General features: G+C 57.2%; 9 protein-coding genes, 1 tRNA gene and 1 pseudogene. 5 read left to right on the plus strand and 6 right to left on the minus strand.

Annotated elements, in window-relative coordinates; translation table 11 throughout:
- Nucleotides 1-139: 139 nt before the first annotated feature.
- From N4R57_12590 to N4R57_12600, 3 genes are all read left to right on the plus strand, one after another.
- Nucleotides 140-1,306, plus strand: a complete 1,167-nt coding sequence (locus N4R57_12590) for a nucleotide sugar dehydrogenase (GenBank protein ID UYV35892.1) — start codon at nucleotides 140-142, stop codon at nucleotides 1,304-1,306.
- 8 nt (nucleotides 1,307-1,314) lie between these two features.
- A complete protein-coding gene (locus N4R57_12595) occupies nucleotides 1,315-2,013 on the plus strand; it encodes a DUF1045 domain-containing protein (protein ID UYV35893.1) in 699 nt (232 codons plus the stop codon).
- Between the two features lie 185 nt (nucleotides 2,014-2,198).
- A complete protein-coding gene (locus tag N4R57_12600; protein ID UYV35894.1) occupies nucleotides 2,199-2,675 on the plus strand; it encodes a MarR family winged helix-turn-helix transcriptional regulator in 477 nt (158 codons plus the stop codon).
- Between the two features lie 64 nt (nucleotides 2,676-2,739).
- Here N4R57_12600 and N4R57_12605 read toward each other — a convergent pair whose 3' ends face one another.
- From N4R57_12605 to N4R57_12625, 5 genes are all read right to left on the minus strand, one after another.
- Nucleotides 2,740-4,671 (minus strand): TonB-dependent receptor, encoded by a 1,932-nt coding sequence (locus N4R57_12605; protein ID UYV39571.1) that lies wholly within the window; start codon nucleotides 4,669-4,671, stop codon nucleotides 2,740-2,742.
- Between the two features lie 441 nt (nucleotides 4,672-5,112).
- Nucleotides 5,113-8,268: a hypothetical protein gene (locus N4R57_12610; GenBank protein ID UYV35895.1), complete on the minus strand. Its 3,156-nt coding sequence runs from the start codon at nucleotides 8,266-8,268 to the stop codon at nucleotides 5,113-5,115.
- Entirely contained in the window at nucleotides 8,265-8,858 is a 594-nt protein-coding gene (locus tag N4R57_12615; GenBank protein UYV35896.1) for a hypothetical protein, read from the minus strand. Before N4R57_12615 ends, N4R57_12610 begins: the two co-directional genes overlap by 4 nt.
- A gap of 425 nt (nucleotides 8,859-9,283) precedes the next feature.
- A tRNA-Thr gene (locus N4R57_12620) sits at nucleotides 9,284-9,359 on the minus strand.
- A gap of 57 nt (nucleotides 9,360-9,416) precedes the next feature.
- A complete protein-coding gene (locus N4R57_12625) occupies nucleotides 9,417-11,081 on the minus strand; it encodes an iron ABC transporter permease (protein UYV35897.1) in 1,665 nt (554 codons plus the stop codon).
- A 115-nt stretch (nucleotides 11,082-11,196) separates the two neighbouring features.
- Between N4R57_12625 and N4R57_12630 the strand changes: the two are divergent.
- A pseudogene (locus N4R57_12630) lies at nucleotides 11,197-12,074 on the plus strand (hypothetical protein).
- 24 nt (nucleotides 12,075-12,098) lie between these two features.
- Here N4R57_12630 and N4R57_12635 read toward each other — a convergent pair.
- Nucleotides 12,099-12,383: a DUF2312 domain-containing protein gene (locus N4R57_12635; GenBank protein UYV35898.1), complete on the minus strand. Its 285-nt coding sequence runs from the start codon at nucleotides 12,381-12,383 to the stop codon at nucleotides 12,099-12,101.
- A gap of 174 nt (nucleotides 12,384-12,557) precedes the next feature.
- On the opposite strand from N4R57_12635, the gene N4R57_12640 reads away from it, so the two are divergent.
- Nucleotides 12,558-12,773, plus strand: a complete 216-nt coding sequence (locus N4R57_12640; GenBank protein UYV35899.1) for a hypothetical protein — start codon at nucleotides 12,558-12,560, stop codon at nucleotides 12,771-12,773.
- Nucleotides 12,774-12,798 lie beyond the last annotated feature (25 nt).

Raw genomic sequence — 12,798 nt, forward strand, 5'->3', positions numbered from 1 at the left:
CGCCTCTCACCAGACAGCGCCATCGCCCCCACCTCACCGCTGGACGCGCCAAGCTGGGATGGTCTACTAAAGCGCAACAAAATTGGTTTCCCGGTTACACAGATCGGTCACACAAACAAACTCCACAGGGCTTACATTCATGAAAATCGCTGTCGCTGGCCTCGGATATGTCGGCCTCTCCAATTCGGTCCTTCTGGCGCAAAACCATGATGTCATCGGCGTTGACCTCGACGGCGAGCGCGTTGACGCTGTCAATCAACGCGCATGTCCGCTGCAAGACCCGGAACTGGCCGCGTTTCTCTCCCGCCCGGACCTGCGCCTCACGGCTACGACCGACGGTGCAACAGCCTTCTCGAACGCGGATTTCGTTATCGTAGCGACGCCAACCAACTACGACCCTGATACGAACTTCTTTGACACCAGCTCGATCAAAAGTGTTATCAAATCGGTCCTCGCCGTGAACGAGGATTGCGCCATCGTCATAAAGTCCACGATCCCCGTGGGCTATACTGAACGGCTGCGCGAAAAGTTTGGAACCGAGCGGATCATTTTCAGCCCCGAGTTCCTGCGCGAAGGGCGCGCGCTTTACGACAACCTCCACCCAAGCCGTATCGTGGTCGGTGATATGGGGGCACGCGGGCGTGCGTTTGCCGACTTGTTAATCGAAGGCGCGGTCGACAGCGACATTCCGGTCTTGCTCACCGGCGCGAACGAAGCCGAAGCGATCAAGCTGTTTGCCAACACCTATCTTGCCATGCGCGTCGCCTATTTCAACGAACTCGACAGCTACGCCATGATGCATGGCATGGACAGCCGCCAGATCATCAACGGCGTTGGCCTCGACCCGCGCATCGGCACACATTACAACAACCCGTCCTTTGGCTATGGCGGCTATTGCTTGCCAAAAGACACCAAACAGTTGCTTGCGAACTATTCCGAAGTGCCGCAAAACCTGATCCGCGCGATCGTCGATGCCAATCACACCCGCAAGGATTTCCTTTCCGAACAAATCATCAGGCGCAAACCGAAATGCGTCGGAATCTATCGGCTGGTCATGAAGGCCGGTTCGGACAACTTCCGCCAATCCTCGATCCAGGGCATCATGAAACGGATCAAGGCCAAGGGGATCAAAGTCATCGTCTTTGAACCTGTGCTGGAGGAAGAGCATTTCTTCCATTCGCCCGTCCTCAACGATCTCGAAGCATTCAAGGCCCAGGCCGACCTGATCGTTGCCAACCGGCTCGATGACGCCATCGACGACGTCAGCGACAAGGTGTTCACCCGCGATCTGTTTCAGGGCGACTGATCAACGTCATGGGCCACACAGCAGAGTTCCGCCGCTTCGCCGTCTATTTCACGCCCCCGCCCGGCCCGCTTGCCGACCTTGGGGCTGCTTGGCTCGGCTGGGACGCTGCGCACGCGCGAGCCGTGCCGCACCCGTCGCTACCCGCCCTGCCCCTCCCGGTGGAAAAGATCACAGCCGTGCCGCGCAAATACGGGTTCCACGCCACCTTGAAACCACCCTTCGCGCTGGCCGCAACCACCTCGCTTGACGCGCTCAAATCTGACCTTGCCGACCTTGCGGCGCGCCTCGCCCCGGTCACGCTTGAGGCGTTGAACGTCACCCGTCTGGGCAGTTTCCTTGCGCTGGTTCCTGCGGGCGACACCTCCGCATTATCCGCCCTTGCCGCAACCCTTGTGCGTGAGCTTGACCACCACCGCGCCCCGCTCCTTGACGCAGACCTCGCCAAACGGCGCGCAAACGGGCTCAGCGCCGCTCAGGATGCCAATCTGCTGCAATGGGGCTATCCTTACGTGATGCAAGAGTTTCGCTTCCACATGACCCTCACAGGCCGCTTGCCGAAATCCCAAGCACAGACCATCGCGCAGGCACTCTCACCGCTGTTTCACCCCCACCTGCCCAGCCCCTTCCCGATCGACGCAATCAGCCTCTCAGGCGAAGATCAAAACGGCCGCTTCCATACGCTCTCGCGTTACACGCTCGGTGGCTGATACCCGGCGGAAAACCACGTCTCGCCGCGCTATGGGCGATTTCTCTACTGGAATATCTAGGGGCCTCGCCAATATGTTAAGCTGCCTACCCAAGCATTGGTCCCCCGGTCCCATGCATGCCTAGACACCGCAAATCTTGATCAAACCGGACTTATTAATTCGGCTAAATCAAAAGGACACGCCAAATGGTCGACGCACCACAGCCAGTTCTCCCCACATTCGACACCGATGACGACCCGTCAATCGCATACAACCGCATCTGGGTGAACCTTCTGCGTATCCAGCGCAGCACCATGGCGCGCGTTGCCCGCGCTCTCAAAGCGCATGGCATTGACGACCCGATCTGGCACGAAATCCTCATTCAGGTTGGCCGCAAAGGCGACGATGGCATCGCCATGGCCGAGCTTGAACGCAAGCTCTATTGCCAGCAATACGCGCTCTCGCGCCATGTCAGCCGGCTGGAAAAACTCGGCTACCTTCTCAGCGTCGCAACCGCCGGTCCGGGCCGCAGCAAACGCGTGATCCTGACACCCGAAGGCGATGCGAAAAACAAGGCGATGTGGCCGATCTATGCCGAGATCATTCAATCTGAATTCGCCCACCGGCTGTCCACTGACGAAGCTTATGACATCGCCCGCCAACTAACGCGCTTCTACCCCTGAAACGCAAACGCCGCCCCGTTGGGGCGGCGTCGTCAATTTTCAACTCGGCCTCAAAACCCTTTGCTCAGAACCGCGTTACAGCAACCAAGGTAATCGTGCGCCCCGGCTCTTTCAGCGTGACCACCGACGGGTAGTCGGCACCATAAGTCGCGCGGTCGGCATAGTTTTTGTCAAACACGTTGTTGACCTCGGCGCGGATCGTCAGGTTCTTCATCGACGGCGGCACGTATTCGGCAAACACATTAACCACCTCATAGCCCGGAAGCGTCGCGGTGCTCGACGCGCCGTTCACGTCATAATTCAGCGCGATATCAAGCCCGCCGCCAATCCGAAGCCCCGGCACCCTCGTTTGCTGCTCGACCTCCAAAGCAATCACGGTGCCAAGCGGCGCACCAAAATCAAGCGTCTCATAGCTACCGTTGGTGCCTGCGGTTTGCACCTCACTATGCGACAGGGTCAGCCGTGCAAACCCGCGCTCCCAACCATAGGTGGCCCCAAGGTTGAAGCCACGGCTTTCAAAGTCGAAGTTCGCAACCCCGCTGCGCGCGTTGGCAATCTTGGTGTAGAACAACTCGCCACCCAGTTTGAAATCGCCGGCAACATAGTCAAACCCAAGCGTCGCGTTGTTGGCGCGCGACGGCGCAAGCGTGCTGTAGTCCCATGAGGCGAGATAGATATAGTTGTCTTCGATATCGATGCCGCCAAATACCGACGACACGCCGCCCCGGATCGAAAACCGGTCCGTGACCTCGAAAACAGCCGAGGCATTGCCGCTAAGGCCAGAATTGCTCAGCTTGGTGCCATTGGTGCCGGTGAATTCCTGAAAATCAAACCGCGCCCCAAAGGACAGGCGTAACCGATCCGTCGGCCGCAACCGCGCCTGTGCAAAAAACCCGATATTCTGCGAGTCTTCGCGTAGGTTTTCGGAATATGTCGGGCTCGTATAGTTCCCGAACCGGTCTTGATAATCGATCCCGACCACAACCGTATCATCCGGGCTCAGGTTAAACGTGTTCTGAAGCCGTGCCGACCATGTTCCCGACCGCCCGTTGCTGTCCCACGGGCTTGGCACAACCACGTCGCTTTCCGAATATCCCAGCTGGAATTTCGGGTCCCACATGCCATCGGCCAGCACGTTCTCATAGGTGAACGAATAACTCTGCCGCTCGGTATCATAGACACGCAGATCGTTCGTCACCCCCCCGACACCGCCGAAATTCGCCCGGAACTGACGCAGCTCACTGTCTTCAAGCCGCTGCGCCGACAACACAAACCTGTGCCCTTCCGGCCCTTCATAGGCGATCTTGCCCAGATAACTCGTAAGGGCCGCACCGGTGCCAAGGATCGTGCTGCCGTCGCCGCTGCGATAATCATCGCCCTCGGCGCGTTTGACGTAGCCCAACCAAGAGAAACCTCCCTGCTTGCCCGCAAGGGTAAGCGCGGCTTGTGCTGTGCTGCCATTATCGGAATAACTTAACCGCAGGTTGCCGCCAAAGGACCGGCCATCCATCAACACATCACCCGCGTTGATCGTTTCAAAAACGACCGAACCAGCCAAAGCATAAGGCCCCGCATCCGCCGGCGAAATCGTCGCATCCGCGCGCACTTGCCGCAGCAGGCCGGGATCAATCGCATTGGCCGTGACGTGGTGGAACGTGCGGTTATTTTGCGCCGCACCGTCAATCGTCACACCCAGGTTGAGCATATCAACACCGTTCATGAAAATCTTCTGCGTCAGCGGCAATGCGCCCCCCACCGACACCGAGGCAATCCCGGCAAATACGTCCTTAAGGTCGCCGGTCCGCGCCCGTTCAAGCTCAAAGTCAGACACATACATCGTCGTCGCGCGATCTGCCGCCTCAAACAGCCTGTCGCGTTGCTCAACCACAATCGGATCTAGCTTGTAAACAAAGTCAGCCCCCTGCGCCGATGCACTCGCCGCAACGGCTGCCATAGCGCTGCCCAATAAAACACTCCGCACACCCAGCGCGCTCACATCGTTTCGTTTCAACATGTCATCCCCATTTTTCATCCCCACACGACGCCCCTCCGGTGAGGTTTCATCGCGCAGCATCTTTTATCCGACTATTATAATCAGAATAATCATGCAAGTGCATTAATTGAAACGCCAAACGACGCAAAACCCCCTTCTCCAACGCAGTCCGCACCCCCCTCACCGCGCGCCCGACATGCGTCGGCGCGCCGACAATCCACCGCGAAATCCGGTTAATACGTCACCTCCCAAAGGTTGCGCACCATAATGATACACGGGAGAGTTCAGGCGTTGGGTCTGCCCGTTTTGCGGCTCTAACCTTTGTCGATGCCAGATGTCAGGACTCTGAAAGGCGCAGGCTCCTATTCCCGCTGCCCCCTATGATCGCCAACAGGTTAGCACCGAATAGCTGTAAGCCATCCGGCACATCTCTCGGACCTCCTATCAGACGATATCGAGACTCCAGATATCTATGATCTGATCGCTAAAGACCAAATACTCAACATTTGTGAGTAAATCTGTCCCTTCGCCTGCCCCGGCACCATTCCACGCGACGGTGGCGTCCCGCGTTCCCGAGCGCGTAATCAGAAACTCGTCCGAAGAACCATCATACAAAATGAAATCGGATCCTGCACCGCCGTCGATCGTGTCATCGCCGCGACCGCCATAAATCCTGTCGATGCCGCCATTGCCAAAGATCAAATCGTCGCCGCCAAGGCCCCTCAGGTTGTTGCGCTCGTTGTCACCTGTCAAAATGTCATCGAAACTGGTTCCTCCAAGGTTTTCGATAGAGGTGTAAAGATCGTAACGAGCATCGCCGGCCGATCCGTATCCGAGCAGCAATGAGGCCGTTACACCAGCACTTGACGCATAATAAGTGACCGTATCGGACCCCGATCCGCCGTCGTAGCGTTCGCGCCCTCCGGTCGAGCCGACAAAGGTGTCATAGCCCGCGAGCCCCCGGAAATCGTTTTCCCCCGCATCGCCATAAAACACGTCTCCAAAATTGGAACCGGTGGCGTTCTCAATCCCGAGATACACGTCCCCTTCGGCAAAACCACCAAAACCGCCGCTGCCAATTGAAATGGTCACACCGCTTTGCGAATTGACATAAGACACCGTGTCTCGGCCAGTTCCCCCATCAAGTGTATCGCTGCCAGAAGACCCAATGAACCAGTCATAATTGCCCAGCCCTCTCAATTCGTCGTCATTGGAACTTCCCTCAATATAGTCGGCATAGATGGTTCCCGTGACCCGTTCGATGGAGCTGAAGAAGACCCGTTCCGAACCGTCATGATTAACGGCTTCGCCATTTTCCATATTGATCCACAAACGGTATTCCGCCGCTCCGCGTCCAGGCGCATCAGGCAAATCGCTAAAGCTGAGCATGTCGCGCCCCGCCCCACCGTCAATCGTATCATTGCCACCGCTCGGCATAATCCAGTCTGACCCGCCAAGACCCGAGATGAAATCGCTCTCCACTGTGCCCGAGATGTTTTCGCTCGCCTCGGTGCCGACAATCCATGCGCCGAACCGCACCAGCGCTTCCTCCCGCGACAGGGTCACATCCGTAAAGGCGAAGACCTCCACATCATCCGCAATATAATCTTCACCTTCCGAAGAGCTCAGCAAGAAAGCCCCGTTTTCGACGCTGCCAGTTACCTCAGCAAGCGCCACGGAGAAGCGCACAGTGTCGGTGCCCGCTCCGCCGATCACCCGATCGTCTCCCGCCCCTCCGACAAAGCTATTGTCCGCAGCGTCACCAATAAGCACGTCATCAAAGGCCGACCCCGTTACATTGTCGATACCTTCAAGACTGAGCGTCTCCCCGCCGGACGCACCGGTCCCGGCAGCCAGATCAATCTCAACCCCCGAGGTACGTCCGGAGAAGATCGCAAGATCGTACCCCGAGCCACCGATAAGCGTGTCATTCCCCTGCGAGGAAATGAAAATGTTGTTCTTTGGATCGTTTAGCCAGCTTTGCTCATCGCCTGCGAAAAGCATATCATCCCCCGCGCCCCCGTCCAGCGTATCGACCTCTCGACCACCATAAAGCGTATCGTCGCCGTCCCCCCCATAGAGCAAGTCATTGCCCTCTTCGCCCCAAAGAATATCGTCGCCGTCATTGCCAAAAAGCGTGTCGTCTCCGAAGGCCCCGATGATCGCCTCAGACCAGCCTGTACCATCCAACGAATCGTCATTGTTCGTACCCGCGATATCCGCCGTTCGGCCAAGGCTCCGGACGTCATCATACGTCAGGGTGACATCTCCAAAGCGAAGCTCTTCGACATCTTCGTAAATTTTGATCCCATTACTGGCGGCTCCATTGGAAAGAACCTCGATGTAATCCTCTGAATCGAAAAGAAACCGCGAACTTGCAAAGTTCAGTCTGAGGCTGACCCAATCGTGCCCTTCACCCCCATGAACTTCGCCACGGCTCCATGCAACGAAGCCGTTGTCTTGCGCATTGCCGAAAAACTTATTGACGTAACTCCCACCCCAGACACGTTCTGTGGACACCGCCTCAAAGTTCTCAAACTGTTCGAGGATGCTGCCCCCTTCGCTGCGGACCACTCCAATCCCTGTATCGGTCAAGAAAATGTCGCCGCGTTGATGAATTGCAATCGTATCAAAGCCGTCACCACCGTCGACCGAGTTATCGCCCAGTCCGGGATCGATGAAATTATCCCCCGCGCTGCCAATGATCGTATCGTCACCATCGCCAGAAACAACATTCTCAATGCCGGTGATCGATACACCGGTCGCGGTTTGTGAGCCTAGATTGACCGTGACGTCTCTGGTGGACCCGTACCGGTCAGATTGATAGATCAGAGTGTCGCTCCCCGCTCCCCCGTCTATGTTCAACACACCGTTGGTGTCATTCGAGACATAAATACTGTCGTTTCCGCCGCCCAGATCAATGGTCTCGGCTTCTGCGTATACCCGGTCGTCTCCCAGCCCGGTGGACAGCACAGTGCCCACCTTAGCGCCGAAATCCCCATTTACGAGATCGTTTTCAGATGAGGTAACCACCTGCCGCCCAGAGACGTTTCCATTCATTCGCCAGGTCACAGACACATCAAGCCCGGAAAAGCTCCATCCCGAAAAATCGACATCCTGCGACATGGAATCGAGCGACACGCTCAGCTCCAGATCCTCGCGGAAATCTCCGCTGGTCGTGAAATGGATGGTTTGATCTGGCACCAAATAGACAGCGTCAGCATCGACGCTACGAAACTCCCCTTCAATGCCCACGAATTTGACGATCTGAGAATAATTCTGAACCTCGTCAAGGATGATCGTCTCAACGTTCTGGGGATCGATAAAATAGCCCACAAGAAACCGGTCGCCGTCATACCTGATGTAAGAGCCCGTCTCTTCTAGGTGGATCACATCATTCCCTGCACCACCATCTACAAGCGCTGCAATCGCTGCATAGCCATCTTGCATACCCGTGCCTTGTGGTATGAAAAGATCATCCCCACCTTCACCGCGTGCTGCTGAGAAACCGCCGCTGATCGTATCGGCGCCTTCTCCACCCCATGCGGCGTTGCTCTCAGGATCGCTGGAATAACTATTGAAGCTGGCGAAATCGATCAATCGTCACCTGCGCCACCGTAGACCTCTCCCGTCACGTCGACGAACTGGTCATCGCCCCCATCACCAAATATCTGGGCCAGAGGATCGCCATATTGGCCGATATCGGAAAAACGATCGTTCCCGTCACCGCCACGTATAATAGGTGCCCAGCTCGACGCGAGGCTGTCATCACCGCCCGCCAGATCAATCAGATCGTTGGCGCGTATCTCCGCAGGCATCTCTTGGCCATCCGACCCAAGCACCTCGTCAACGCTCAGATAAACATGCGTTCCTTGCCACAAGACAGACACTTCCTGCCCCGAGGAAACCGGATCGCCATTCACGTCAGTCCAGCGATAGCTAAGAAAAGACCGGTCAGCATCGTCAAAGACTTCGATAACCGAGAATTCACCCAGCAAAGGCTCGTCCTGATAATAGACAAAACCCGTACCTGTCACAGCGATCCGGTACCCGGCGTATTCGCCTGCATCGACCGTCATACTAAAGCTAGAGGGTGTAGGATTGAGCAGCGTGCGGCTCGTTTTCAGCAAGTCCGGCAGACCGGGGACCGGTTCACTACCAACACTGGAATATTCTGCAATTGATGGCATCACCAAACTCCTCCTAGTTAATGAATCAAAAATTAACAAAAAAGAATCTGGCACTTCAACCGGGAAGCATGCGACGCAAACCTCTGAAACCAAAAATTTTTTTACATGAACGCGTCAAAAAGCACGCCAACGAATACCACACCACCCATCGCAATTGGTCGCTACCGCAACATCCAACACGTCTTCCGCTAATTTTTCGGTTTTGCTTGATATAGCCTTGCGCTCTCTTGGGAAAGAGCCAGCGCCGGAAAACCGACCAAGCCAACCTTTCTAGCCCCCAGCGTTAAGCGCGCAGTCAGTCATCAACAATTCCCAGAATCGCGGATTTCGTTGAACTCGCCATCAGTGCAAAGGCAGACAAATGGATAGCAACACCCAACTCAAAACCCGATAGATGGAGCATTATTCGATAATGTGCTTTAAAATGGTGCCCCCACACGGACTCGAACCGCGGACCTACTGATTACAAATCAGTTGCTCTACCAGCTGAGCTATAGGGGCACTGAGCATGCGGTTTAAGAGCAGTCGCGCGGCCTTGCAAGTGGGAAATCGCGCCTTTTATCGGTTCGCCCGCGCCAAAAGGACAACCGCCACAAGACCGACCGCTATAATCAGCATCGCAGCCGGCGCAGCACCGGCCAAGTTTTCAAGGCTCGCTTCCTCATGAACCCGCGTCGCCAATGTGTCGAACCCAAACGGTGGGCGTAGCAAAAGCGTCGCCGGCAACTCCTTGACACAATCGACAAACACCAAAAGAACCGCCGAGCCGATCGACCCACGGATCAGCGGATAATAAACCTCGGCCAGCGTCTGCCCCTGCGTGCGCCCCAACGACCGCGCCGCCCAAGGAAGCGATGGCGACACCCGCCCCATCGCCGCATCCGCCGCCCCCTGTGCGATGGCAAAGAACCGCACGCCATATGCCAGCACCAGCGCAAAGCCGGTCCCGGTTAACAGCAAGCCAATGTCATGGCCCGTCAGCGCCTCGATCCCGTCCGCCATCAAATGGTCGAGCAGTGCTAGCGGAATCAATATTCCCACCGCCAGCACCGCCCCCGGTGCAGCATAGCCAATTGCAGTGATCGGCATCAAAAGCTTGGGCAAGCTCCGCCCGGACAGGCGCGCACCATAAACCATGAACACCCCTGCAAGCACGGTCACAAAGGCGGCGATGCCGCCCACGCTCACAGTGTTCCACAAGGCCTCAAGCAGCTTTGGCTCGCCCCAAGCCTCGGTTTCCCCCAGAGCATGGAACAGGATCACACCGGCCGGCAACAAGAACCCAAACGCAAACGGGATCGCGCATAACACTGTGGCACAGGCCCCTGCCCATCCCGTCAGCAGCTTGCGCTCCACCCGGCGATGCTGCCGCGCGAGGTTGAAAAACCGCACCTTCCGACGCGAGATCTTCTCAAGCGCAACCAGAAGCACAACCAACGCAAGGATCACACTGGCAATCTGCGCCGCCCCGCCCGCATTGTTGCCATCCAGCCAAACGCTGAAAATACCGGTGGTCAAGGTTTGCACGGCAAAGAAATCGACTGTGCCGAAATCATTCACGGTTTCCATCATAACAATGGCAACGCCCGCCACAATCGCAGGTCGCGCCAATGGCAACCCGACTCTGCGGAACCGCTCAAACGCCCCCGCCCCAAGCGACATCGCCACCTCTTCCGAACTGCCCGACTGCTCACGAAAGGCCGCCCGGCTCAGCAAATAGACATAAGGATAGAGCGAGGCCGACAGCACCAAAATCGCAGCCCCGATCGAACGGATCTCGGGAAACCAATAGTCCTGCGCGTTTTTCCAGCCAAACAGGGCCCGCATTGCCCCCTGCACCGGCCCGGCATACTCAAGCAATTCAACCAATGCATACGCCCCGACATAGCCGGGCACCGCCAGCGGCAAAAGCAACAGCCACTCCAACCACCGCGACATCGGAAAGCGGTAGCGCACGACAAGCCACGCAGCCCCCGTCCCGATCATCGCCGTCAACACCCCGACTGATCCCATCAAAATGAGCGTGTTGCGCATGTATCGCGGCAAGGTCGTCGACAAGAGATGCGGCCAGATGTTCTCGGTCGGGAAAAGCGCAATGCTCAACACCGCGATGATCGGCGCCAAAACGATCAAGGCAATCACCAACGCGCCGGCCGACCATGGGTCGAACCGCCACCCGGCTTTGCCTGCGCGTTGCTTTTCTGTTACCGCCTCACCGGCCATCACTGCCCCAAGCTTTCGTGTTGTAACGCCCAACGCCTTAATCAGGTTTCCCCGCCGGGAAAAGGGCTTATAGTGCATGACAGGCCATAACAAAAACGAAGCAGGACGAGAAAACATGCAGGTTGTTCTTCACGCGGGCGCTCATTGTACCGATGAAGACCGCATTCTGAAATGCCTTCTCAAAAACCGTGCAGAATTCGCCAAGATCGGCTCAATCGTGCCTCCGCCCGGACGGTATCGCCGCCTCTTGCGCCAAACGGTGCAGGCGTTGGAAAAGGCCGACCCCGCACCGGATGCCCGTGAATTGCTGGTCGAAACCATCCTTGAAGGCGACAAAGCAGACCGGCTCTTGCTGTCGGAAAAGAACCTCTTTTGCCTGTCGAAATTCGCCATGCGCGACTCGCTCTTCTATCATCGGGCCGATATGCGGATCGCCGAATTCAAACGCCTGTTCCAAGGCGACCAGATCGAGCTGTTCTTTTCCATCCGCAACCCGGCGACCTTCCTGCCTGCGCTTTACAAGAAAACCGGCGTCGATGATCTGGTCGAGCTTCTGCGCGGCACCGACCCAAATGCGCTTTATTGGTCTGAACTGATCACGCGCTGGTGCGCACCGCCCACCCGGACGTGCCGATCACCCTCTGGTGCAACGAGGATTCACCGTTGATCTGGGCACAAATCATTCGCGAGATGGCCGGCCTCGCCCCCGGAACCAAGATTAAAGGCGGATTTGATCTCCTGTCCGAGATCATGACCCGCGAAGGAATGCAGCGCTTCCGCGCCTATCTCGCCAAACATCCGGTGATGACCGAAGTGCAAAAGCGACGTGTGATGATAGCGTTTCTCGACAAATTCGCCCGCCCCGATGCCATCGAAGAAGAACTCGACGTGCCCGGATGGACCGAAGAATTGGTCGACAACTTGACCGAGGCTTATGACGCGGATGTCGACGCCATCGCGCGCATCCCCGGCGTGAATCTGATCACTCCCTAAGGGCGCGCGCGGCGTCTGTGCCGCTTACATGCCCAGCGCTTGGCGATACATTTCCAGAACCGCCTCTTCTTCGGCGATATCATCGGCGTCGCGCTTTCTCAAAGCCACCAGCTTGCGCATGACCCGCGTGTCATAGCCGCGCGCCTTGGCCTCGGCCATCACCTCTTTCTGCTGATCGGCAAGGCCCTTCTTTTCGGCCTCAAGACGCTCAAACCGTTCAACAAACTGGCGAAGTTCGCCTGCCGTCACGCGATAGGTCGCATCGCTGGATCCGGTGTCGCCTGCGCCGTCCGTGTTCTCGCTGTCCATCAGAGGGGTCTCCTTGCTGAGCCTTTTGTGCCGAAGCCCCTTGCTAGCGCCCTCCTCCGCCCCCTGCAAGAGGGTTTGCCCACGCCAATGCCGCTCTTTTCTTGCCCTTTACGGGCGAAGCCTTTAATCGGGCGGACCAAGGCCGCATTGGCGGTGGTAAATTCGGAGACAGCCATGCAATTCCTGATCTGGGGCGGCGCTCTCGTGACCCTTCTGGGCATCGCCGCACTTGTCTATGTCGGTGCCAAAGTGGCCAGCGCACGGCGTGAAAACCTCGACGATGCGGCGCTGCGCGCGCGGATTCAGCGGCTCTTGCCGGTCAACCTTGCGGCGCTGTTCATTTCGGCAATCGGGCTGATGATGGTGGTGCTTGGCATCGTTCTTGGCTGATCTGCTCGCAAACTGAAAGCCGTCA

It is taken from the genome of Rhodobacteraceae bacterium D3-12 (genome assembly GCA_025916135.1).
In the GTDB taxonomy this organism is placed as follows: Bacteria; Pseudomonadota; Alphaproteobacteria; order Rhodobacterales; family Rhodobacteraceae; genus JAKGBX01.